The following is a 25292-nucleotide window of genomic DNA, read 5'->3' as shown; positions in this document are numbered from 1 at the left end:
TGCTCTGGTATTGGGGATCAACAGGGCGTAGTTGCGTTTGCGCCACATCGCAGCCAAGCTTGGGGTGCAAGAGCATATCTGCTCGAGATGCGTGCCGAGATACGCATATCTGAGGGGTGAAATGACAGCCAGTAAGTGTATTCAGGATGTATCGTTTTCCGAGTGCGAAAGTAGTCATGTGGGTAAGCTGCACCTGCAAATTAACTGCAATAGTGATTGCATATACGTGTTGCGCTCAATGGTTGCGGTGATGACAACCAGGGCCTGCATGGAGGCTCGTCAGAGTAATCGCGTTTCCATTGCTGTGGATGAGCTCTTTGCCAATATTTCCAAGCATGCTTATGGTGGAAAAGCAGGTCGTGTTGAGCTTGAGACTTTTCTCGAAGTTGACGCGCACGGCGAGCAGGAACTCGTGTTTGATTTTCGGGATTATGCTTCGGTTGGCTGGCAGGGCAGCATGGAAGAAGAGGCCGAGCGCTCTATTGATGTCGAAAACCTGTGTCCCGGAGGCTTGGGACTAAAGCTCATTTGTTCAGCTGCTGATCATTGTGAGCATGAGGTGCTCAGTGATGGTAATCATTGGCGTTTAAAATTTTGTATTAATAATAAGAGTTTATGAGAGAGATGATGATGGATGCAAATCTTAAGTTTACACGGCATGATCAAAACGAGACTCAGGTGGTACTGCAGGTAGATGGTGATGTCACCATACACACATCACCACGCATGCGGGATCAGTTAAAACCGTTATTTACAGCTACGATGAAAGAGATTCGTGTTGAACTCAACGGCGTTGACTTTATGGATTCGTCAGGCATTGCTACGCTGGTGGAGGGCTTGCAATGGGCGCGACTGACGGGTGGTCGGTTTATTCTTTCCGGTTTGAGCGAAAATGTGCGTGATGTGTTTGCACTGGCCAAGCTTGATACCGTATTTGACATTGATTCCAACGTGATTGAAGAAAAATCTGCGTGAGTTATTCCGATTTGCGCGCTTTTATTGATGATCTGGAAAAGCGAGGCTTATTAAAGCGCATCACTGCGGTAATCAGTAGCGCTCTGGAGATAACTGAGATTTCTGACCGGGTGTTGCGTCAGGGCGGCCCGGCGCTGTTATTTGAACATGTAGTCGATGCACAGGGCAATGAGGCTAGCATGCCTGTGTTGACCAATCTGTTTGGTACTGCTGAACGTATTGCGCTGGGAATGGGGCGCGAGTCGGCTGATGAACTGCGTGAGATAGGTGAACTGCTAGCATATTTGAAAGAGCCCGAACCACCAAAAGGTATCAAAGATGCCTGGGATAAATTCCCCATTCTGAAAAAAGTGATGCACATGCAACCCAAGCATGTCAAAAAGGCGGCTTGGCAGGACATTGTGTTGCATGGCGATGATGTGGATCTGAATAGACTGCCCATCCAGACTTGTTGGCCTGAAGATGTGGCTCCCTTATTGAGTTGGGGGCTGGTGGTAACCCGGGGGCCAAACAAAGATCGCCAGAATATGGGTATTTATCGCCAGCAACAGGTTGGCAAAAACAAATTAATTATGCGATGGCTCAAACATCGTGGTGGGGCTCAGGATCACCGCGAAGCCAAGCAGGCAGGTGCAAGCAAATTCCCATGTGCTGTCGTTATAGGAGCTGATCCTGCGACTATTTTAGCTGCTGTTACACCGATTCCCGATACCCTGTCTGAATATCAATTTGCAGGTCTGTTACGTGGTAAAAAAACCGTGCTGGCTGATTGTCTGAGTGTGCCTTTGCAGGTGCCTGCATCCGCAGAAATTGTGCTGGAAGGTTATGTTTCACTGGATGAATATGCCGAAGAGGGGCCATACGGCGATCACACAGGCTACTACAATGAAACAGAGATGTTTCCTGTCTTTACTGTCGAAACGATGAGTATGCGCAAGGATGCTATCTATCATTCAACCCATACAGGCAAACCGCCTGATGAGCCTGCCGTATTGGGGTTGGCTTTCAATGAAGTGTTTGTGCCTATTTTGAAAAAGCAGTTTCCTGAAATTGTGGATTTCTATTTACCGATGGAAGGTTGCTCCTATCGTATGGCGGTTGTGTCGATCAATAAGGGTTATGCCGGTCATGCCAAGCGGGTGATGTTTGGTATCTGGTCATATCTGCGTCAGTTCATGTACACCAAGTTTATTATCGTCGTGGATGCGGATATTGATTGCCGTGACTGGAAAGAGGTGATTTGGGCGATTACCACCCGTTGTGATCCTGTGCGTGACTTCACCATGGCTGAAAATACACCGATTGATTATCTTGATTTTGCTTCGCCGGTGGCAGGGCTTGGTTCTAAGGTGGGTATTGATGCAACCAATAAATGGGAAGGTGAAACAACGCGTGAATGGGGACGAACCATTGCAATGGATCCGTCTGTCAAAGAACGGGTGGATGCTATTTGGTCAGAGCTGGATTTATGATAGAGATGCGTTGTGATATGTAAGCATGGCTAAATTACGTTTACCTTTATTGCTGATGGTCTTGCTCGCAGTTGGGGTAGCGCTCTATCTGCTTTTTTCTGCTCCCGATTATGGCGATATCAATGCAGATGGTCTGAATCTGGGTAAAACGGCTTACCAGGAAGGGGATTATCATAATGCGGCCAAATGGTTCCGTTTAGCGGCCAAAAAAGGTGATAAAGAGGCACAATACCTTTTTGCCATGTTATATCGTGATGGCAAAGGTGTGCAACGTGATGATGTGGAGGCGGTAGTTCATCTTAAGCTTTCTGCAAAACAAAAATTTGCACAAGCGCAATATCAACTGGCCAATATGCTGGAGTATGGCCGTGGTGTACCTGCGGCGGATTTGAAAGCTGCATTTGGGTGGTATAAGAAAGCGGCAGAGAATGGCTTAACAGCAGCCGAATTGCGTATGGCTGTGATGTACTCTGAAGGACGTGGTGTAAAGAAGTCTGATGCAGATGCCTTACTCTGGGCTATTCAAGCCGCCAATTCACACAGTATTGAGGCAACATCTTACCTGCAACGTTTGCTCAACAAGGTTAGTGCCAAGGCATCGGCAGGAGACTCATCGGCACAATTTGTATTGGCTCGTATCTATCAGCAGGGCCAGGGTCTTAATGCGGATATGGAAAAGGCTGAGCAGTGGTTGCATCAAAGTGCTAGCAGTGGAAATGCCAAGGCTCAGTTTCATTTGGCGGAATTACTTTTGCATAGCAGTAAACCCGAAGCCATCCAGCATGTAGCAGGCTGGTATGCCAAAGCAGCTGAGCAGGAGAATATGCCTGCAGCAGCAAGGCTCGGTGTACTCTATGCGCTTGGTGAGGGTGTAGAACTAAATCGTGATGAAGCATTAAAATGGTTACAGAAAGCGGCTGAGAGCGGCTTGCCATCACCACAAAGTAATCTGGGTATTATGTATGCCGAAGCAGGCAACGATGCACTTGCAGCGTCATGGTTGGAAAAAGCAGCAGAGCAGGGTGATAAGGTTGCACAAAATAATCTTGCGGTCATGTATGCACTTGGCCGTGGTGTGAAGCTGGATTTGAAAAGTACCGTGAAATGGTTCAAGGCTGCTGCTGAAAATGATGATGCCTTGGCGCAGTATAATCTGGCTCTGATGTACATACGTGGCATTGGTTTGATGCAGAATGAAGATGTTGCGCTGGAGCTACTAAAGAAAGCACAAACTGCAGCAGGCTTTGAAGCGAAATTACTGTTGGGTATGATGTATGATCTGGGTCATGGTATTGTCACCAGCAGCAGTGATGCAGAAGCATGGTATCAACAAGCCAGTGAGCTTGGTAGTGAAGATGCATTGTATAATCTGGCGGCGCTTTATTATAGACAATTGAAATATAAAAAGGCCTTTGATCTGTTTGTGCAGGCGGCTGAAAAAGGTGATGTGGAGGCACAGAATACCATTGCATCGATGTATCAGAATGGGCAGGGGGTAGATGTGAATATTGAGCAATCTATCCACTGGTACGCTCTGGCGGCAAAGCATGCTTATGCTCCGGCCCAGTTCAATCTGGGGAATATTTATCGCAAAGGTGATGGTGTTGAACAGCAGGATGACAAAGCCGTGCAGTGGTATCGTGAAGCGGCTAGACAAGGATTTGCTGAGGCGCAAAACGCTCTGGCTTATATGTATGCGCTGGGGCGTGGTGTTAGTATAGATCGGGCGAAGTCTGATCATTGGTTTAGTAAAGCCGCGAAGCAGGGCTTGCGAATTGCCGAGCAAAATATATCCGTGCTCAGGCAGAATAAAAGTGGCTTTACGTTAACCAGTGGTGCTATTGATATTCAATTGAGACTTGAGATTCTGGAAGAAAAGCCGCTTAATCTTGCCAACCGTTTACAAACCTACCATATAGCTCAATTGAATAAATAATGGTCAATGAACAGTGAACGTAAAAAAAAAGGATTAAGATCCGGTAACGATAGCCTGCACATGAACATAGCCGGGCTTACCGGCAGTCTGAAATTTTAACTGTTTTAGACCAAGATCACGTTTGGCCAGAGCATGTATAAATCGCAACATGCTATCATAGGGAACATTTTTGATACTAAGCATCAGCTTTTGTGATCCGCCATTCAATGACGTCAGGGGTTTAATCCGGGTCATAAATGTTCTGATATTGGTTTGGCGGGCAAGTTGATCGACCAAGCTTAACAGGCTTTCAGTGTTGTTGTTTGCTTTCAGGTCTGTGGCATGTGCAGTTAAATAACTGGCCAGTTGATTCGCTTTTGCAGCCTGATTTGTGGCAATGCTTAACTCTTTCTGCAATGTGAGTTGTCGGTCATGCAGTGGTATCATCACCCCGAATACGATGATGATCAGTGGTAATGCTATAGTAGCAATCAGTACAAGTTTCTGCTCACGATTCTCCAGTTGTTGATATCGCGGCAAGAGCTGTTCTTCAAAGCGTTGCGTGATGGCGCGTTTCCATGTGCCGATCATGACCAAACCAGCTTGAATTTGACTTCGTTGCCACTACTCAGGTTGGTATCTTGGATTTTGATATCCTCTCCGGACGCGCGTTGCAGCGCCTGATGAATGTTATTCATGGTTTGTAAATCTTTACTGCTTCCAGTCAGTGTCATGGTGCCATCTTTGAATGATATTTCCTTTACCGTCCAGTTTATTTGTTGATAGACGCGGTTGATAATATCCATGCGCTGTAACCATTGCGAAGCAAGATTCCGATGGTTTTGAGCACGCATATCCGTGCCATCCTCGCCAGCAGCTTTGCGTAGCTGAGCCAGAGCATCAATGATCACTTTTTCATCGGGCAATCCTCGATGAAATGCTTCAATAACCTGTTGTTGATGCATAGTAAGCTGTTGCTCAAGTTGCCGATTTTGCCAAACCTGAGATATGGACCAGACCAGCATGAGAACTGCTGCCAATGCCAGACTACGATACCATGGCTGTATCTGCTTCATGTGGGAGCCGGAACGCCATCGACCATGGCGGTAATTAAAGCTGGAAAGCGTTGCAACAGCGATGGTGGCATCACGGCGCGAGGGTAATTCGCCTGCCTCACATAATTCACCATGCCATGTAGAAAGGTTAAGGGCTTGATGTAAGTCCACACTTAATCTGCCAACAGCAGCATCCCCTTCATCCTCTCTCCAGCCCATGCTATGCAGTGAGCGTCGAATATTCTCAACGGTAGCAGATGTATCACTGCCTTCATTCAGATTAAGACGCCGCATGGCAAGCCAGAAACCATCCTTAATCTGCTCACCGGGGTAGTTCCATACACCGAAAAACAAACCGGAGGCATCACTATCAAAGACGGCAAGCTTTCTGTTAGCGGTTACTTCTGATTTTTCAGTGGCCTGTGTTGCAACATGATGATCGCGCTGCTCATTGAGTCGAGCCCATATATCACTGCCTATAAAGTTGATATCGCGCCAGTTGTCATTGATGTCAATGTCTTGGCGAAATGATTCCGAGACACCGAACATGATGCCGGATACTGCTTCATTATCTGTTTGACCAGCCCTCCATGATAGCCACCATGATTCGGCACTTTCTGAACTGCGTTCCTCCAGTTCCTGAGAAAGGATATCCTGATCAATAAATTTAGCGTTGGAGAAGGGTAAGTGAAATGTTCTGTTAAGGAGTTGTTCAACGGGTAATAGCAATCGAGCAACCGTAGCTCCATCCGGCAATGTGGGTAGCAGCTCATCTTCAGATATGGCTAAGGTCATCATATTATGATGGGCATCAATAGCATGCCATTGCTTACCGTCAGAGCAAATCGTAACGACCTGTTTTATGATGGTACTCATGGTGTGGTGCTCGTTGCTGGAAGGGCAGCTGCGCTGCGGTCGCGTTCAAATGTCAGCAGCGTTACTTTTCCGGGTTGGCGACGCAGCATAAATGTCTCCCTTAAATTAGCCCGACCAAAACTGGCCTGTGTTCGTACCATAAAGTGATCACTGATTACGCTCAAGTATGGCTGCTTCAGGCCAGTGGCCCAAGTGCGGTTTTGCAGTGCCGCCGCAACCGATGCGAAGGGGCGTTCGGAGATAAATATTTCAGCATCTGAAACGGTCATATTCGGAGCCAGAGCCATAAGCACCGGTGCAGATGCCGTATTGATATTGATGGTTGAAATACCGCTCACTGGCACCTCTCTTACGCTAGTGTAAGGCTCCAGTTGTGCCAGTATCTCTGGCTTGAAACCGCGAATAAGCAGTAGTTCATGCCAGCGATCAAGTCGGGCATTTTTAACATGATAATCCTGATCATAATAACTAGCGTCTTCTCCTCCATTGCTACCATGTACGGATGAGTCGGTGTCCATCCAGTCAATTAATGCATCAACTAGCCCCGCATCGAGTTCAAGCTGCGTGAATAAGGATTTCAGATATGTTTCAACCAGCGGGTTCACCATGCCTTTGTTATTAACCAGATCATTAAGATTGATCAGGCGGTTACTATCAATAATGTCACCCTGAACAAGGCCATCATCAATAGGGAATGCTTCACTCTGTTGTGCCCACGCTTCTTCCAGATCATCTGTTTGAGACTCTTGCAAATCTTCACGTAATATTTTCGCACTTAATATTAATGCCGATTGATTAGCCTGCTCTGCGCGCAGGGCATTATCGCTGTTCTCGGTGCGACGCAGTGCGATACTATCTTCATACATGGCATCAATGGCCCAGGTGCTGATCAATGCAACCAGCCCCAGTACAATGATCAGAGCAGCTCCGCGTTGATGCTTGGGAGGGGAGCATGGAAGTTGCCGGGTGAGGTCGCTCATAGCTGTTTACCCGGTAAGACCGGCATCAACCATTGACGTTGGCTGGCGATCGTCGCCTTGTCATCTACTTGTAGTGTTACCTTGACTGCTTTGGGCCATGCAAAAGCCTGTGCATCAAAATTCCAGTCTTGTCGCCAGTTGGCATGCTCATCCCATACTTCCACGGACCAGGAGCGTATTGCTCCAAAATCCCAGCGCATGGGCTCAACATGATCGCGAACCAGTAGTAAACGAGATTCACGAATCAGGTGGTTATCGGTTTCATCGATAAAATAGTGTACTTCGGAAATGCTATTCAGGCCTGGTTCTTTAACCAGTAGCCACAGTTCATCGAGCTCTATATCTCCGCGATTATCATTTTTGATTCGGATTGGTACGATATTCAGGGCACTGGATTGTATGCCTTCTTTGGGGGCGGGGTAATGTGGTGCGGCGGTTAAATAGCGCATGTCTTTGCGGATCTGCTTCCCTGCCCAGCCGGACAGCTCCTGCTGTTGGCGTACCTCACTGAGGATATTGAAACCGGTGCCGGCACTGTCGAGTGTGGTGTATGCGAGCACAGAAATCAGTGCAAACACAGTCAGCGCCATCAGTACTTCAATCAGCGTAAACCCGTGTTCACTGGATGCCTGTTTTGAAGAAATAGAAGAAATACTATGCATGATGTTTATGGGACGCTCTGGTAGATGAATAGTGTAACTTCCGGTTCATCGGGTACTTGTACGCTGACATTGATGCGCACGAAGCCATCCAACATTGTTTTTTCACTCCAACGTCGCCATTCCAATTGTCTGTCTGCCACTTCAATAGTGCCCTGTTGCTCATCCAGGTTTGTCGGCGAGGCAGAAAATTCGACCAGTTTATTCTGAGCCTGTTCCATCGCCAGTTGATGCATGGAGAGTGTGTGCTGGGTATTGGCGGATGTGCCAAGGCTACCCATCAAAACCACCAGTGCTGTAGCCGCAATCATTAATGCAACCAGAGCTTCGATGAGTGTAAATCCAGCCTGCCTGTTTTTCATGGCGATGACGTGGCTGCATCATTGACGATGCGAATGCCACCCGGCCCCGGTCTGAATTGAATATGAAGCGTGCGATTGTCGGAGGCCTGGATCAGGGTAATATCGGATATTTGATTCATGCCTTCAGGAGAGAGTATGAGATGTCCAAGTGCCGGTTCTTTTTCGGGGTCATCTTTTTCATCCAAGGGCGGTTGCGGTTTGATCTGTTCAATGCGGATGCCGTCAATCAGTTGATGGTCTTGATACGGAGATGACTGAAATGGAGTCCATTCCGCATCAATACTGATGGATTGAAAGGAGTAACTATTGTTGCGCAGTGTTATGCGTAATGTTTGGCCGGATAATATTGCTTCATCTTGAGCTAAACGCAGCGTTTGTACCAGTCGATGGCCCTCATCATCCAATGATGCCGATGAGGCAGAAAAGAATGAGGGAGCAATCATCATTGTTGTAACAGAGAGAATGACGATGACCATCATGATCTCCAGTAAGGTAAAACCGGATTCAGGGTTTCGAAGGTGCATGGTGATAGTGGTCGCGTCGAGCATATGCTATGCGCAATGCAGGCGGTATCTGTTTACTGCCAATTCCCGATATCTGCATCCATGCCACTACCTCCTGCCTGGCCATCTACGCCATAAGAGAGGATATCAAAGTCACCATGCACACCGGGTGAAAGGTAGACATAATCATTTCCCCATGGATCTTTAGGAATGGTGTCGAGATAACGTTTGCTACCACTGGTCAATACCTGCAAGCCGTCTCCGGAATTCGGGTATTTGCCATGTTGCAGGCGGTATAGCTTGAGTGCCTGACCGATGTTTGTCATCTGTACCTTGGTTGCTTCAACCTTGGCTTCATCGGCGCGTTCAAGAAAACGTGGTGCGACAAGAGCTGCCAGCACACCGATAATGACCAGCACCACCATGATTTCTAATAGCGTAAATCCCTCTTGATTCTTTTTCGAAAGCACTGTTCTGTCTTGCATGGTGATTCATCCATCCATTATCTATTTTTGTGAAATTATACTATTCTCTGAATAGGTATAGACGATTATTCAGAGAATGGGTTATTTTTTTTCATTTCCATGTTCTGTTTTCTACGCATAAAGTGGAATAATAGGATTATTGTGAACAACAGCGGTAATAATGGGTCAAAGCTTGCATGCGGTTGCAACGCACAGCCACCACCACCGGGGGCTCCACCATTGGCACCCAGCACAGCCGGAGCGGTTCCGAAGGCTATTGGGTCAATAATCACCCCGTTGGCGATACCATCCAAATCGAATCGGCCACCATCGGTTAGGGTTAAAGTAATACTGTTTGCCCCTGTAGAGCGCACAATACTGGCGGGTATTAAGGTGTAATTACCGGCTGCATCCACCTTATAAAACTGCGCATTTGTTCCGAATGGCAGTACAGACTGAATTTGAATCGTTGCTGTGCCTCCGACTGCGGTGATCACCTGATAAGACAATAAGCCATAGCTATTAATGACATTGACTGGAGCGGAACCAATCTGATTTACGGCGACTGAGCGAATGGCATTGCCATTACCCTGAATGCTAAAGGTTGTGATGCCACTAACGGCCGGGATGCCGGTAACTACGGTTGGATCCAATGCACTACTGTTATCTTCAAGAATATCAATGATACCATCCCCGTCACTGTCGCTGGGGTTATTGAGGTACACGGCATCCTTCAAATCATTGATAGCACCGGATGCGTTGGTGTTAACAGCTTTAGGGTTGGTGCCAAGTATGCGTTCAAGGGCATCGCTTAGTCCATCAAGGTCAAAGTCGGTGGCTGGCCCTGCAATAGCTAGCAAAGGGTCACCAAAGACTGCGATTTCCCATGCGTCGGGCATGCCATCGGCATCAAAGTCTGTGGCTGCACCCGGGTTTTGCGCTAAACCGCTGACACTAACGACAGCTTCTGCAGTGCCTATATTGCCTTGAGCATCTCTGGCTGTGAATGTCACAATTGTTTTGCCTACGGGTAAAACAGCAGGTGCATTATTGGTAATGGCCCCTGCCAGAGCAATATTATCCACCGCAGTTGCAGTTGCAAAAAAGGCAGTTAGAGCGGGGGATGTCCTGGCAATGCCAGCAAAGCTTGTTGAGGCAACCAGTATATCTAGTGGTGGTGTGACAACCGGTGGCAATACATCTATGCCAGCAATTGCTGCGACGACATCTACGGTGCGAATGGCTGTGGCATTGTTGCCGGCAAGATCAGTTGCGCTGTAGGTCAATACGGTGCGGCCTACGATAGAGGTGTCAATCGTTGCTGTTGCAGGAATGACTCCAGGTGTGGCACCATCAAAATTATCGATGACGGTGGCACCGGGATCGGCATACAAAAGCGGTGCAGCTGGCGGCACTACCGCAGCCGTTTGCAATACAGTTACATGTTTATTGCCAACCAATTTTATGATCGGAGGAATTTGATCAATGCCGTTGGCCACGGGGACAGGGCCGATGCCTCCGCCTGCTCCGGGGCCTGCTACAAAAGCAGATACGGTAATATTGGTGGTTGCGGTGGATATGTTGCCGAACAGGTCGGTGGCCGTGAATGTTACGATGGTGGCGCCAATTGGGAACTGTGCCGGGGCATTATTGGTGATGGACTTGATCCCCACAGCATCGGTTGCGGTCACTGTCGCGAGATAGCTTGCCAGTGCGGTGTTGGTGCCCGGAAGCCCTGCCGCAGAACTGGCAGGGAAGGTGTTTAGAGCTGGTGCGACCAGCTGTGGTGGCGTTGTATCATTGACGGTCACAGTTGATGTGACTGGTGCACTGATATTGCCAGCCAGGTCAGTTGAAAGCCATGTGACAGTGGTGATTCCTAACGGGTAGGGGCCAAGGTTGGACGCGATTGCGCGGGGATTTGGATCTACATTGTCGGTTACCACAGGCGCGCCGAGATTGGCCGACGTTAATGTTCCAGTCGCTTCAATAATGACATTAGCAGGCGCTACAACGATAGGGGGAAATACATCACCGACCCCCATGCCGCTTTGATTCACTATCGATGAAGCCTTCATGTTGCCGATAATAATGGCTGAATCAATCAGGGCATCGTTGTTATCGGCAATACTGATTTTAATGGTGTGGGTGTTACCGACCGTAGGTGCAATCGTTGCTGTTAATGTTTGTACTTGTGAGACATTGGTGAAACCGGGAACCAATGTGCTATTGGTAGCTGTGAGGAAAGCACCGTTGAGATTGGATAGCAGTAATCCATTATTGAACAGGGCCCGATTTGTACCATCAATCATCACGACTGCGGCATCAGGGAATTGGATACCATTAAGTATTTCATTGGTGGCATAAATCACATCAAAACTTAGCGACGTAGTGCCAGCCGGTACGGTGAACGTAAAGGCCAGAGAGGCAGCGTCGAATGTACCACCTGTAGTAAATGATGGGTTGGCAATCAGAGCATTTGAAACATCAGTATCGGCTCCGGCCGCAGGATTGGTTAGGATGTTGCCAGTACCTAAGGTGTTGCCAGTGCTCAGCATGATTCCGGTTTGCGGAAGTGATAACGATACTGCAGGCACTGGTGGTACTCCTGCAATGAGTACACCAAGATTGGTGGCGATGATTTCTGCTGTTTGGGAGGCACCGGAGGTTGTTAAGGTGGCCGTGGCTGGCGGGGTAATATTGGAACCTAATAGTAAACGGTTCACTAGATTGATCCCGAGCGGCTGTGGCTGAACGGTAGTGGAGGTGACAATAATGTCCCTTGTCACTGGAACAGCAGCGTTCCCCGAGGCATCGATTACATTGAATGTTACGGTTGTTGTGCCGATGTTGAACCCTGCGGGTGCGACTGCTGCTGCATTATTGGTAACTCCTGCAAGAGGAACGCCCAGATCGGTAGCAGTAACGGTTGCTAAATAGGCAGTAATATCTGCTTGATAGGTAGGAGTAGCCGTTGAAAATACATTCTCAGTGCCGCCGGGATTTGTAAGAACTGGAGGTATAATAACAGGCGGCGTTGTATCGGTGATGGTAACGGTTTGTGTTGCGGTGCCAACGTTTCCTGCTGCATCAGTTGAAGACCATGTAACTAGAGTTGCACCTATTGCATAAGGGCCAGCCGGTAGTGGTGCTGCTCTGGGGGCAACATCGACATTGTCTGTTACTGTCGGAGCACCCAAATTAACAGGTGTTAGTACGGCCGTTGCTTCTGTTGTGACATTATTTGTGCCCACAGGAAGAGCATCCAAAATGGCGGCGGGTGGATTGAGTGTGATAACAGGAGGAAGGAAATCGCCGACGCCCATGCCTCCCTGAGTGCTGGTTGTGCCGGTAAGATTGCTTACAATAACAGCAGAATCAACGAGGGTATCAACATTGTCAGCAATGGCGATTTTGATGGTATGGGTTGTAAGAGCAGCATCGAGAGGTGCTATCACTGTATGCACTATTGATGCGTTAGTGAAGCCGGTTACGACACCTGCTGCAGGGGTTAAGATGCCTGCTGTCTGGTTGCTTAACAGGCCACCATTATTGAGTACCGCATAGTTTACACCATCGACCATGACGACAACGGCATCGGGGTTAATGGCTCCGATAATTTCGTTGCTGGCAAATACCAGGTCAAATGTGATAGCCGTGGCTGTTGTTTTGTTTAAATTAAAGGTGATGGAAGAAGCATCGAATGTTCCCGTGGCAGCTATAGCAGTAAATACATCGGGGTCACCGGGTGTGTTAAGAACGCTGCCTGTTCCTCCAATATTGGTTGTACCACCGATATTTCCGCTTGTCAGAATAATGCCCGTTGCACCCATTGCTACGGCTGTAGGAGCGGCAGGTATGGGGGCGACTTGTATGGAGCCAAAAGCGGTGTTGTTCACCAGACCGATCTGATTGGCACTGCCAACAGCAACGGGGGCGGCGGCGGGAGCCACGGTTGCCAGCGTAATGCCTGTACCCGTAGCGTTTTGGAGCAAGCGGTTAACTAAATTGGTGGCGACAGTGTCAGAAACAACCGTAGTTGCTGCAAATGACTGCATAGGCAATATTAAACTGCCAAGAAGTGTAAAATATAAAAGATAACGTTTCATATGAACCTACGACTTAAAAATCAAATAATTTATTAACGGATATGCCGAAGCCGCCAAAGGATGCACGAGAATTACCTGCTGCAGAGATTGACAGATCAACATTGGTCCAATACTGAATCCATTCCATTTCTACAGAGAAATCGGGATTGGGTTTATATGCAAGGCCCAAGCCATAGGTGAATCCGGTTTTGATGGCACTGGAGTTGAGCAATACACTGGTGCCACCCGGTTTGATCGCGAATCGGGCCATGGTGCCACCAAGCAGTAGGTAGGCTTTGAAATTGTCAGTGAACGGATACTGCAATTTACCAAGGTAGGAGAAAAACGGACTAGCCTGAACATCGATATTGAAGGGCGTGGCACTGCCTATAGTACTGGCAGGAAAGTTTTTGCTGGCGCTGCCCATAAGGCCAAGGCGGAGTTCAGCACCCCAAAGCTGGGCATCGACACCTACTTTTAAAAGACCGGCAGGCACGGCGGTTTGTTTGACGCTGAGTCGTCCTGTTGGGCGTGTTTCAGTGTATTCCACGGCATACAGCCCGCCACCCAGAGCGCCATAATATACTTCGATTTCTTGTTCCTGAGCGTGCAGGTTTTGTGTAGTAAAAAAGGCCATGAACAAAGCCGGTAGAAAAAATTCTTTTTTCAGCAACATAAGATCCTCACGCAATAGATTTTTTGTAAATATTTAGTGCTGCAACTGAGTCGGTTAAATCATTTCAGCCCTGCAGTAAAAAAATATCTGGCGCAAGCATAGACTAATTATAACCAAAATGCATTTCGCTCGATCGGATCATTTAATCGCTCTTTACCATCAACATAAAGCCAGGGTCCGGATTGTAAATCACCCCCCTCGTGAATCAGTCTGTCCAGTGTCAGCCATGAGCCAATCAACAATCCATATTGATGTGTTGCCTGAGCAGCATATTGGGAACAGACTGGAAAGCTTGGGCAGGAACGACCATCGAGAGAGCCAATAACATGCTGATAAAAATAAGCAGGGAAGCTTTGAGGTGTCACTGGTGATGTGTGAAATGTCTGCATCCAGCCTATGGCAAGGCATAGACTCGCCCCGGCTAAAGGCAGGTAGATACGAAAAAAACGCATCACCATGGTCTTCCCGGCAGGCCGGAGCTTTGCCAGACGTGTTGCCACCAGATCAGATAGGTCTCAAGGTTGCCGCGTTCGGCTAGCGAAATGGCTGAAAAAACAGTGCCGGACCATAGCCACAGGGTAACCAGAGCAAAAAATAGGGTGACAGGCCCCATGCCTCTTTTAAAGGCCCATAGGGTTAATAATAGTAATGGCCATACCATCAATGCGGCAGTGCGGGCATCATACCAGCGTCCAAGCCATGCGTGGCCGGCACCGGGCAAGAGGGTGGCGAGTATGGCGGCAGGCCATGTGTTGATTTCCCGAAACAATGGATGGCTGCTGGCATAGGCCGCCGCCAGACTGATATACGGGTTAGGGCTACGTTGAGCAGGGAAGTCCGTTTGTTGCAATGTTTTCATGCGAATCAGTTGTTGCGCGGCAAACATGCGTTCATGCCAATTCGAAGATTGTGGCATCACTTCAATCAGAGCGGACAAGCTTGTGATGGCCTCCTGTTCATCTCCCTGGGCGGCCAGGTTGATAGCCATGCGGTAGGCTTCGGTGGGTCCTGCATGACTGGCAGAAATACAGAACAGAAAGGATGTGAGCAGACAGAAAAGCCCTGTTGTGCATGCCGATAACATATGATGGATGCGGGGGCTTTGCGTGGAGTTGATCATTTCACAAGCTGATTCATTTCAGCAATAGGTAATAAAATTGCCATCGCCAAGGCTCCAACACCCACTGCCATAAACATGACCAGCAGAGGTTCTGCGATGGTTAACATGCGCTTGAGGTTGCGTGAGACCTCTTTTTCGTAGTGATCGGCAATGCGCAATAACATGGCATCGAGTTTTCCACTCTGCTCTCCAACGGCCAGCAGTTGGGTTGCCATAGGGGGAATATGATTGCCTTTTTTTAGCGCACCGGAGAGTGATTCGCCTTCTCTTAATGCTTCGCGTGCCTGTTCGCCAAGTGCTTTTAATGGCAACAGTGACCAGCTTTGATTGGCGATAAGCATGGCGGCCAGTGCTGGCACGCCTCCGGATAACAGCATGCCTAATGTGCGTGAAAAGCGGGCAGTATCTATGGTGATTAACAGGGTGGATATGCCGGGTAACCGCATGAGCCATGCATCGCGCCACGCTTGAGCCCATTGCTTTCGCATGAACAGCTTATAGAGCAGGATCAATGAGGCGATTGCCACCACCAACCAGCCTCCGTGGTCGCGCAAAAAGTCAGACAGAGCAATCACTACTTTGGTCAGGGTGGGTAGATCACCACCTGCACGCTCGAATACAGCTACCATTTTTGGCACCACGACGGCCATGAGAAACAGCATGACCACAATACCAAAACTTAAAATGATGGCAGGATAAAGGGTGGCGGATAACAACTCACTGTTTAATGCCTGCCTATGCTCTAATAGCTGTGCCAGTCGGGATGCTACGGCTTCCATTTGACCGGTCTCTTCACCGGCTGCAATCATGTTGCAGATCACTTCATCAAAATGTTGTTCGCGCAAGGCGTCGGCCAGCGCACCGCCCTCGAGTACTTTCTTACGAATAGTGAAGACCGCCCGGCGTGATTGTTGACTGCTCATGCCTTCGCCCATGGAAGAGAGGGCTTCAATAAGCGGCATACCCGCCTCGGTTAAGGTGGAAAGCTGTTGTAAAAACAGTACCGTTTCTGATGTGCTAAGGTGATCCTTGCCAGCGCGTTCTCTGCCTCGTGATTGCTTTTCGACAGCGCTTAATTTGCGTACGATAAGTTGTTGCCCTTTAAGTTTCTGGCGCGCGCTGCGTTCAGAGTCGGCTTCTATCTCGCCTCGCTTTTTACGCCCGGCATGATCCAGCGCCTCATAAGAAAAAACACTCATACCGTTATACTCATGCTATTACCATCATGCGATTGTGCCCATGCCGGGTATTCATTATGCCCATCATGTTCATGGTTCAGTAGCAACCACATCCTCCATGGTGACACGGAGCACCTCCTCAATACTGGTAACGCCCGCTGCGACATGACGGGCTACATCCTGTCGCAGGGTGATCATGTGCTCTTGTTTTGCGATACGGCGCATCGTGGGCAGCCCCTTGCCTTCATGGATGGCAGTACGCATGGCATCTGAAATGCGTGCCATTTCGTAAATAGCGATACGGCCGGCATAGCCAGTGTCCATGCATAAATCGCAACCCCTGGCATCGTAAATGTGTGTGATGCCGGAGAAATCATCCTGATTTACTTCCAGTCTTTTCCAATCTTCAGCAGTCACAGGGCGTTGCTGACGGCAGTGTGGACACAATCGACGAACCAGTCGCTGCGCTTGTACCATAATCAGAGATGAGGCGACCAGATAGGGTTCCAGCCCCATGTCCTGCAAACGTAATATGGCTGAGAGTGCATCATTGGTGTGCAGGGTGGCAAATACCAGATGACCGGTTAATGAAGCCTGGATGGCAATCTCAGCAGTTTCCAGATCACGAATTTCACCGATCATGACGATGTCCGGATCCTGTCGCAAAATTGAGCGTAGTCCCGCTGCAAACGTTACACCGATTTTAGGTTGCACCTGCATTTGGCCAACGCCCTCAACCTGATACTCGATCGGGTCTTCAATGGTCATGACATTGCGGTTTTTACGATCGACTTCCATCAGACCGGCGTAGAGTGTGGTACTTTTACCAGAGCCTGTAGGGCCGGTGACAAGTACAATACCATGCGGCGATGTAATCACCTCTTGCATGTTTTTCAGCTGCGGAGGACTCATGCCAAGTTGTGGCAGGGTCAGCATGGCTGAACCACGATCAAGCAGCCGCATCACGACGCGCTCACCGTGTGCTGTTGGTAGCAGAGATACACGTACATCCACCTCACGCCCGGCAATTTTAACGCGAAAACGACCATCTTGCGGGTGCCTTTTTTCAGCAATATCGAGTCCTGCCATCACTTTGATGCGACTTGTAATGGCGGCCTGTACTCCTTTGGGGGGATGTACAATGGTATGCAGCACGCCATCAATACGGAAACGTACCAGCAACCGTGTTTCAAAGGGTTCGATGTGGATGTCACTGGCACGTTCTTTAAGTGCCTGCGAAATCAATGTGTTTACCAGTCGAATGACCGGCGCATCGTCTTCTGACTCGAGCAGATCTCCAACTTCTTCGAGTTCACGCGAGAGATCATCACTGCCCATATCCTCAAGCATCTGCTCGGCTGAGGCTGAGGCCATGTCAAAGACCTGATTCAAGGCGGTCAGCAGTGCTTCTTTGGGGACCAGTACCGGTGAAGGTTCAGCACCAAACATACGCCGACAATCATCCAATAGTTCCCATGGCCATGCGTTTTCATCGCAAACGGCGACAGGATTTGCCTCATCCTGTGTTGGCTTTAGCGGCAAAACGAGGCCTGCGCGCAAAACGGGCAAAGAAAATTTCAGTACGCGTTGGACATCAACGAGCTCATTGCTTAGGCGAGGAATTTGTTTCAAAAGATGGGTCGCATCAATCAACTATTGCTGCTGCGTGGCAGGGGTAGCTGATTTATTATTAGCATTGGGTGTGAGTTCGGCGGGCATCTGTTTCTCTTTTTTGGGGAAAATGATTGTACCGCCTTGTAGTGGCTGCTCGTACAGTTTTTTAATGTCGATGTACTTGTGATCGGTGATCTCTTCTATCTGGCTGGCATTTACGATGATGTTGGGTTTGAGGAATACCATTAAATTGGTCTTGGTTGTGAGGTTTTCAGTGAATTTAAATGGTTCGCCAAACAGAGGTACTGCTCCTAAACAGGGCACCTTCTGCACAGTGGCCGTTTTGTCATCCCGCATTAAACCGCCGAGCACGATCATCTGTTGATCATTGGCCAGGACCACTGTTTTAATGGAGCGCTTGCTTGTGATCAGACCGCCTTCTGCCGCTGTGCCACCATCAACACTGGATATCTCCTGATAGATTTCTAAGCGAACGGAGTCACCTTCTGAAATTTGCGGTTTTACGCGCAGTGTCAGGCCCACATCTTTGCGTTCAATGGTTTGGAACGGGTTGGATATGCCGCCCTGGGTTGAGTTCTGACCAGTTAAAAACGGTACATTTTTACCTACGATAATTTCTGCCTCTTCATTATCCATGGTTAGCAGGTTGGGTGTAGAGAGCACATTGGCATCCACATCTGATTGCATGGCCTGCGCTAATGCGCCAATGGACAGGGCTTTATTGAGTACGCCCAGTGTCAGACCGGTGGGCGCTGCTGCGGTTAGTGCTGTGGCGGTGCTGGTAGGGGCGGCCGCTACGGCGTTGGCTGCTAAAGCGGCACCAACCGGCTTGATATTTTGAAAGTTCTGTACGCCGGCACCGATACCGCCGGTGGCCATCCATTCAACACCAAAACGTTCGATCGCATTGCCACTGACTTCAACAATCAGGGCTTCTACCAGCACCTGCCGACGGCGAATATCCAGTCTATCGATAATGCGGCTGACCGCCTTAATATCACTGGGGTCAGCTGTGATAAGCAGTGCGTTGGTCGATGCATCTGCCACAAGTTTTACATCGCCTGAAAACAGCGGTTTTGTCTGCCCTGGTTTGGCGGTTGCCGCAGACTGCCCTCCAACCAGTTCATTGATAACTTTTGCAACCTCTTCGGCATTGGCGTGTTTAAGATAACGCACCTGTAAACGATCACTGTCAGATTCGGGTGCAACATCGAGACGTTCAATCACCCCTGCAACTTCGTTAATGATTTGTGGAGCAGCGACAACAATTAACATATTACCGGGCTGATGCGCTAAGGCTTTGACTGCCCCATGCTGGGCCCCGGGAGTGTTGGCGGCATACAGGGTGGTAAGTGTAGTAGCCAGCTTGTCAGCGGATGCATGTTTGAGTGTGAATAGTTGTACGCCAACAGCATCCTTGCGATCCAGCAGGGTCATGATGCGTTGGATGCGTTGGATATTGCTTGCGCTATCGGTGAGTAACAACATATTGCCGCGCGGGTAAGCGACCAGATGACTGTTCGGGGAAATTAGCGGCCGAATGAGTGCAACCAGTTGTTGGGCATCGGCAAAACGTAACTTGATCACCTGCGTAACCATCGAATCGTCACCCACGCCCTGACTCATACGTACAGGTAGCGCTTTTTGTTTACTTTCAGCCCGGGGAACGATTTTGGTGATGGATGAGCCGGGTACTGTGGCGAAGCCATTGACCTCCAGTACAGAGAGGAACACTTCATAAGCATGCTCTTCAGAAATGGGGGTGGGTGATACGATAGTGACTTTGCCTTTAACACGGTTATCCACGAGAAAGTTTTTGCCGGAGAAGCCCGCTACAAATTCAATAAAGGCACGGATGTCAGCATTTTTGAAATTTAATGTAATCTCTTTAGCCATGGCTGAAGGAGCACTGAAAAACAGTGAAAAACACAGTGCTATGGCGATAAACTTTAAATTCATTGTGGCCCCAAAAATCATTTCTTAATGTTGGCATCATAGTGAAATGCCCGTGAGTGACCAGCACTCTTTGTTGCGGTGAACACTAGTGTAGCCTGTTTTACGAATTTTGGGGCAATAATCGTTCATTTGGTGATGGTTTGTTGTCCGTCTGGTTGATTCTTAACCGGAATGATCACATCGTGAAATATATAGTTCTTCTTCAATTGTAATAAAACACATACAGTTCATGCAAAAGTATCATGCAAAAGTATCATGCGAGATAAGGGGAGTGCTGATGGACATGGAGTTCGCCAAGCAGCTGATTGACCAATATGGTTATCTGGCTGTGTTTTTATCTACCGTTATCGAGGGTGAAGTGGTTGTGCTGGCTGCGGCAGCTTTGGCTGCGTTGGGGATGCTGGAAGCGCATTGGGTGATTGCTGTCTCTGCGGCAGGTGCTTTTGTCGGGCATCTTCTGCTCTTTGCAGTGGGGCGTTGGAAAGGCATGCTGATTATAGAAGCGTTCCCGTTATTACGCCGTCACTATCCTAAGGCCAATAAAATTATGGATGATTATGCCAATTGGTCGGTGTTTATTTTTCAATATTTGTATGGCATGCGCATTGTTTCAGCTATCCTGTTTGGATGTTCAACGATCAGCGCCAGCCGTTTCTTCTTTTTACAATCGATCAATTGTATTATTTGGGCTTTTGTAGTTTATTTTGCAGGGCATATGATAGGTGTAGTGGCGATGCAGTTATTTGAAATGGTAGGTATATACGGTTTGCTTGTGGTGATTGCCGTGGTTGGCCTGGTAGTGCTTAAGTTGTATCACCGTTATGGTCATCATCATGTTATGGCCTTTCTGGCGAGTGGACGTAAGGTGGGTGCGGAGCAGCTTGATGAGTGTGAAGGCAGGCATTTTGTACTGGAACAGCTGGATTACCATATGGGACTGGCAAAGCGTAGTGAGCAACCGTTAACGCTGCTGTTAATAAAATTGGCTACAAAAGATGAAAAGAACAATAGGCTCACCCTTAAATTTATCACTAAAGAGCTCAATATGCTGCTGCAAGAGGGTGATATTCCGGCACGTTTCTCGCATGATACCTATGCCATTATTTCCCCATGCTCGACTGAAGCAAGCGCAAAGCAATCGGTGCATGATTTGATGATGCAAATGGAAAAAGATTTGCCAAAACATGCACATCTTGCGCCTATGTGTATTGGTTACTCCGAGTGGCATTTCAAGATGACTTCCGGTCAACTATTGGATGAGGCATATGGAAGTATGAAGCCGCTTACATCTTAAAAAAGATTTTTTGAGCTTGATAATATAAGTATTATTTTTCTGCTATAATCAGAGCGATAACATCAATGCTATGTGTAAGGATTGGTTGTAGGAGGATCTGATGTCAGTTAAATGCCCTTATTGTGGCGGCGTGGAAGTAAGCAGAACATATCGAAAGAACTGGATGCGGTTTATCTTATATAGTAAACGGTATAAATGCTGGGAATGTCAGCGCGTCTTTTTGAAATGGGTCGGTTGGACTTTTTCTTGATTTTCGCGTTATGCAATGTGCGTCATCGGGTTGTTGTCATCGCCTTAACAAGGGATGTTTCATTATTTCAATGAAGATGCTTCTTGTTCAATTCTCATTATAAATTATAGACTTCTATACTGTAATTTAGTCGGATGAATTCTGTTTTCTATTTCCTTATATGTTGAATTGATGATTTTATCGATGGGCTAATTAGAGTTCCTGATGGTGAAAGGGCATACTTGCCCGCCTGAACAATTTTTAAGGGATGAATCATGAATCAATTTGAAAAGCGCGGCACATTCTCACTGGCAGCTATTTATGGTCTGCGCATGATGGGTTTGTTTCTTATCTTACCGGTATTCGCATTGTATTCCGAAGGTTTACAAGGTGTTACGCCAATGTTGATGGGGCTGGCGTTAGGCGCTTATGGCTTTACGATGGCAATGCTGCAAATTCCATTTGGTTGGATGTCTGATCGCATAGGCCGCAAGCCGGTGATTGCAGCGGGTCTGTTGATATTCGCCGTGGGTAGTGTGGTGGCAGCTATGGCTGATTCGATTGGCTGGGTGATTGTCGGGCGAGCGTTGCAGGGGGCAGGGGCAATCGCTGCTGCAATGATGGCTCTGTTAGCTGACCTGACCCGTGAAGAGGTGCGCAGTAAGGCGATGGCGACAGTCGGTATGACGATTGGTATGTCCTTTACATTGGCATTGGTACTGGGCCCATTTTTAGGTTCGAGTATCGGGGTGGATGGTATTTTCTGGCTGACCGCTGTGCTGGCGATCTTTGCGATTGGCGTGTTGTTTTGGATGGTGCCTGATCCATTGCCAGCTGATACCCATACGCATAGGGATGTACAGTCGCTACCCGATGAATTTGGTCGTGTGCTTAAAAACCCTCAGCTGTTGCGTCTGGATATCGGTATTATGATTTTACATGCCGTGATGATGGCGGTATTTATTGGACTGCCGTTTGTATTGCGTGATCACCTTGGTATTGCTGTCTCTTCTCATGCCTGGGTCTATTTGCCTGTTCTGGTGGTTGCTCTGATTTTAATGGTGCCCATGATTATTGTGGCAGAGAAAAAAGAAAAAATGAAACAGGTGTTTTTGACCAGTATCGTCTTGATTGCTACTGCATGTGCACTGCTTGGTTTGTGGCATGATTCGATGTTTGCAGTGGTTGTTGGCCTGTTTCTCTTCTTTGTGGCATATAATGTATTGGAAGCAACACTGCCCTCATTGATTTCGCGCATGGCTCCGATTGATGCCAAAGGTACAGCCATGGGTGTCTATTCTACATCACAGTTCTTCGGTGCTTTTTTGGGTGGCATCGTGGGTGGCTGGTGTTACGGCGCGTTTGATGTACAGGGTGTATTCTTCGGGGCGGCGGGTGTAGCTGTCTTGTGGTTGCTGGTAGCCATGGGCATGCAGATGCCAGTGATGCGTTCATCCATGATGGCGCACGTGGATAGCAACACCAATGCCGATGAGTTGCAGGCTAAGCTGCTTGCTCTGGCCGGTATTAGCGAAGCGAAAGTAGTGCCCGATGAAAATGCTGTGTTTTTGCGTGTAGATAAAAAAGTGTTTGAGCCGGAAGTGTTTGAGCAACTCCTCAAACCATACCAAACCCAATCAGATCACGCTTAGTATTCACATTGCTTCGTCTGAATTAAGAAGCATTTTTCTGATCCTTTAAATGATATATCTATCAGGCTCCTCTTTGAGGGGCCTGATTTCGTTTGGCCAATAGAAAAAATATTCACTTTTCGGAAATTAAATTGCCAATATACCCCATTTGGGTGATGTGCAGTGATTTTGATGTGGCTACCATCCGCGTTTGGTTTTTTTGTCAGATGACTAAGTGATACGAGATGCTCTGAAAAACAGGGACTATCTAGGTTTAAGCGAACGATATATATATGCGAAGGGAGATGCTTTAATGGGGAATTATGTAAAATTATTATTGGCTGGGTTGTTTATGTTTGCTGCTACAGTGGTGCAGGCTGTGCCTGTTTCAGTGCAAACAAATGGGTTTACGCAAGAGTGGTATACAAACAGTTTGGCAAGCGGGGGGTATTCTCCTTATTATAATGGGGATAAAATTATCGATTTGACTCCCGGTCGATATTATTTCGGGATCGTTCACCCTGGTGCAGGTGGTCAGGGACACCTTATTGAAGTATTAGCCGATGGCACGATTAATGACCTTGCCAATGATGGGGCATTATCACTTTCTCCTGGGGTGATTTCGTTGAATATCATTGATATCACTATTGATCCAGCTGGATATGAAGGTAGGTGGCAGCTTGGCCATTCCGGTTGGAAAAAACCAAAGGCAACGGTGAGGGTGGTAAAGGGCCAGCATTATGGATTAAGTTTAGGTTGGCCGATGGGAACAGGGTTCACGATTAATGCTGCTGGTCAGTTAACACTGGATGATCCGATAGCAGCAAGCGTAACAGGTACAATACTAATCTTGAATACAGTCCCTGTGCATTTCGACCCAGTCAACTATTTGGGTCAATATGCTATCCATTATGGGACACGTTGGATTAGCGGAAAAAATACATTAATGCTGGTTCCAAATCAGAATTATTACTTTGGTATTGCCGGCATGGATGCAATTTATTTTGCGCTGGATGCACAAGGGAATGTGAACTTAGACTTCTCAAAAGGCCCATCTGGCCCTAATCCAACGCAATATTGGCTGGATAAAATTGCAGATAAAAGTGTCATAGCTTTAGCTAGTATAGGGTCTCGAGTTGATACGATCCGATTCAAAAATACGCAGGCGAGCATTGATTTAGGCTCCTATGTGGGATTAGTAGCAGTACATCGTATCTTAGTGGGAAATCGCGGCCACATTTCGGGTAAACAGAGTCTGGTTCTTGTGCCGAATTTACGGAATGGTATCTATCTGAATGCATGGGGGCATTTCTTCTTTAGAGTAGATGCGCTTGGTAATTTAACTGTAGAAAATGGTGTTTCTGCTTCGGTTAATTATTCCACACAGACTGGATTGTTCAGTGATATGGTGTTGAATAACCACAAGGTTCAAGTTGATCCAGGAGCGTACACGGGGAACTGGGATATGTGGGAAGGTTCCGGCTTGGTGGTAACACAAACAACTGGCCCAAAAACCATTACGATGGTTGATGGCGTAGATTACCCCATCCGCACCTCAGCAGCACCATGGGGAACTGCAACTACATCTGTTTCCAAAACATGGTTTCAGGTGACTCCTGCTTGCCAAATCACACCAAGCGGCATTATTCCTGTGGGTACAGAAATATTTCAGGTTTCTTGTGTGAATCCGAATATTGCCCCTGTTGCCCATGCAGGTGGAGCACAAACCGTTGAACAGACTTCTCCTGCCGGTGCACTTGTGACATTGAATGGTTCCGGTTCTTCTGATGCCGATGGTGATTCGTTGACATATGCATGGACCGGTCCATTTGGTACAGCAGACGGTATTGCGCCAACTGTTCAGTTTCCGGCAGGCACCAATAATGCGAATTTGACTGTAAATGACGGCACAGTGGATTCCTCAGGCAACTCTGTGATTATCACAGTACAGGACACCACTGCACCTGTTGTCACTGCTCCGGCAGCGATTAAAGTCGAAGCGACCGGCGCGCAGACTACAGTCGCAATCGGCACGGCAACGGCAACAGATGCTGTTGGCGTGGTATCTATCAGTAGCGATGCTCTAACTAGCTTTGCACTTGGAACCACTACAGTAAACTGGACGGCAGCTGATGCCGTTGGAAACAGTGGAACTGCCACACAAAGTGTAACTGTTTCGGACACGACTGCTCCTGTTCTGACTGTTCCTGCGAACGTCAGCATC

The 25292-nt window shown here is 48.0% G+C and carries 21 protein-coding genes; 7 read left to right on the top strand and 14 right to left on the bottom strand.

What is annotated here, in order from left to right; all coding sequences use genetic code 11:
• The first annotated feature begins 121 nt into the window (after positions 1 to 121).
• Genes D8Y20_RS12115 through D8Y20_RS12100 form a run of 4 tightly spaced genes read left to right on the top strand, consistent with a single transcriptional unit; the run spans position 122 to position 4383 of the window.
• Positions 122 to 619: an ATP-binding protein gene (locus tag D8Y20_RS12115; RefSeq protein ID WP_121543969.1), complete on the top strand. Its 498-nt coding sequence runs from the start codon at positions 122 to 124 to the stop codon at positions 617 to 619.
• Positions 616 to 975 carry an STAS domain-containing protein gene (locus D8Y20_RS12110; protein ID WP_236075431.1) on the top strand — a complete coding sequence of 120 codons (360 nt, stop codon included), beginning with the start codon at positions 616 to 618 and terminating at the stop codon, positions 973 to 975. The genes D8Y20_RS12115 and D8Y20_RS12110 overlap by 4 nt, the downstream gene beginning before the upstream one ends.
• Positions 972 to 2447, top strand: a complete 1476-nt coding sequence (gene ubiD / locus D8Y20_RS12105; protein ID WP_121543968.1) for a 4-hydroxy-3-polyprenylbenzoate decarboxylase — start codon at positions 972 to 974, stop codon at positions 2445 to 2447. Before D8Y20_RS12110 ends, ubiD begins: the two co-directional genes overlap by 4 nt.
• Before the next feature lie 25 nt (positions 2448 to 2472).
• Complete coding sequence (locus D8Y20_RS12100) at positions 2473 to 4383, top strand: tetratricopeptide repeat protein (RefSeq protein ID WP_236075430.1); 1911 nt, start codon at positions 2473 to 2475, stop codon at positions 4381 to 4383.
• A gap of 33 nt (positions 4384 to 4416) precedes the next feature.
• Here the strand turns inward: D8Y20_RS12100 and gspM are convergent, their stop codons facing one another.
• From gspM to gspD, 14 genes are all read right to left on the bottom strand, one after another.
• Entirely contained in the window at positions 4417 to 4953 is a 537-nt protein-coding gene (gspM, locus tag D8Y20_RS12095; RefSeq protein ID WP_121543967.1) for a type II secretion system protein GspM, read from the bottom strand.
• A complete protein-coding gene (locus tag D8Y20_RS12090) occupies positions 4950 to 6293 on the bottom strand; it encodes a GspL/Epsl periplasmic domain-containing protein (RefSeq protein ID WP_121543966.1) in 1344 nt (447 codons plus the stop codon). Before D8Y20_RS12090 ends, gspM begins: the two co-directional genes overlap by 4 nt.
• The gene (gene gspK, locus D8Y20_RS12085) at positions 6290 to 7273 is read right to left on the bottom strand and encodes a type II secretion system minor pseudopilin GspK (protein ID WP_121543965.1); all 984 of its coding nucleotides are present in this window, start codon (positions 7271 to 7273) and stop codon (positions 6290 to 6292) included. The genes D8Y20_RS12090 and gspK overlap by 4 nt, the downstream gene beginning before the upstream one ends.
• Complete coding sequence (locus D8Y20_RS12080) at positions 7270 to 7935, bottom strand: prepilin-type N-terminal cleavage/methylation domain-containing protein (RefSeq protein ID WP_121543964.1); 666 nt, start codon at positions 7933 to 7935, stop codon at positions 7270 to 7272. The genes gspK and D8Y20_RS12080 overlap by 4 nt, the downstream gene beginning before the upstream one ends.
• Positions 7936 to 7940: 5 nt before the next feature.
• Positions 7941 to 8294, bottom strand: a complete 354-nt coding sequence (gspI, locus tag D8Y20_RS12075; protein ID WP_121543963.1) for a type II secretion system minor pseudopilin GspI — start codon at positions 8292 to 8294, stop codon at positions 7941 to 7943.
• Entirely contained in the window at positions 8291 to 8842 is a 552-nt protein-coding gene (locus D8Y20_RS12070) for a GspH/FimT family pseudopilin (protein WP_121543962.1), read from the bottom strand. Before D8Y20_RS12070 ends, gspI begins: the two co-directional genes overlap by 4 nt.
• A 29-nt stretch (positions 8843 to 8871) precedes the next feature.
• A complete protein-coding gene (gspG, locus tag D8Y20_RS12065; RefSeq protein ID WP_121543961.1) occupies positions 8872 to 9282 on the bottom strand; it encodes a type II secretion system major pseudopilin GspG in 411 nt (136 codons plus the stop codon).
• Between the two features lie 65 nt (positions 9283 to 9347).
• On the bottom strand, positions 9348 to 13319 hold the full coding sequence (locus D8Y20_RS12060; RefSeq protein ID WP_161957638.1) for a choice-of-anchor L domain-containing protein: 3972 nt from the start codon (positions 13317 to 13319) through the stop codon (positions 9348 to 9350).
• A gap of 64 nt (positions 13320 to 13383) precedes the next feature.
• Entirely contained in the window at positions 13384 to 14025 is a 642-nt protein-coding gene (locus tag D8Y20_RS12055) for an outer membrane protein (RefSeq protein WP_236075429.1), read from the bottom strand.
• A gap of 107 nt (positions 14026 to 14132) precedes the next feature.
• Positions 14133 to 14477 (bottom strand): membrane protein insertion efficiency factor YidD, encoded by a 345-nt coding sequence (gene yidD / locus D8Y20_RS12050; RefSeq protein ID WP_236075433.1) that lies wholly within the window; start codon positions 14475 to 14477, stop codon positions 14133 to 14135.
• Complete coding sequence (locus D8Y20_RS12045) at positions 14477 to 15013, bottom strand: hypothetical protein (protein WP_147434083.1); 537 nt, start codon at positions 15011 to 15013, stop codon at positions 14477 to 14479. The genes yidD and D8Y20_RS12045 overlap by 1 nt, the downstream gene beginning before the upstream one ends.
• A gap of 128 nt (positions 15014 to 15141) precedes the next feature.
• On the bottom strand, positions 15142 to 16344 hold the full coding sequence (locus tag D8Y20_RS12040; protein WP_121543958.1) for a type II secretion system F family protein: 1203 nt from the start codon (positions 16342 to 16344) through the stop codon (positions 15142 to 15144).
• A 69-nt stretch (positions 16345 to 16413) separates the two neighbouring features.
• Positions 16414 to 17955, bottom strand: a complete 1542-nt coding sequence (gene gspE, locus D8Y20_RS12035; protein ID WP_121543971.1) for a type II secretion system ATPase GspE — start codon at positions 17953 to 17955, stop codon at positions 16414 to 16416.
• Positions 17956 to 17976: 21 nt separating this feature from the next.
• Entirely contained in the window at positions 17977 to 19917 is a 1941-nt protein-coding gene (gspD, locus tag D8Y20_RS12030) for a type II secretion system secretin GspD (protein WP_121543957.1), read from the bottom strand.
• A gap of 274 nt (positions 19918 to 20191) precedes the next feature.
• Between gspD and D8Y20_RS12025 the strand changes: the two genes are divergently transcribed.
• The 3 genes from D8Y20_RS12025 to D8Y20_RS12015 form a co-directional block, all read left to right on the top strand.
• Positions 20192 to 21208 (top strand): VTT domain-containing protein, encoded by a 1017-nt coding sequence (locus D8Y20_RS12025; RefSeq protein ID WP_236075428.1) that lies wholly within the window; start codon positions 20192 to 20194, stop codon positions 21206 to 21208.
• Positions 21209 to 21712: 504 nt separating this feature from the next.
• Positions 21713 to 23089 (top strand): MFS transporter, encoded by a 1377-nt coding sequence (locus tag D8Y20_RS12020; protein ID WP_121543956.1) that lies wholly within the window; start codon positions 21713 to 21715, stop codon positions 23087 to 23089.
• Between the two features lie 292 nt (positions 23090 to 23381).
• The coding region (locus tag D8Y20_RS12015) for an HYR domain-containing protein (RefSeq protein ID WP_121543955.1) at positions 23382 to 25292 on the top strand (1911 nt) is incomplete at its 3' end.

The organism is Mariprofundus sp. EBB-1, assembly GCF_003665155.1.
Lineage (GTDB): Bacteria > Pseudomonadota > Zetaproteobacteria > Mariprofundales > Mariprofundaceae > Mariprofundus.
This window is presented reverse-complemented; position numbering and strand designations above follow the sequence as displayed.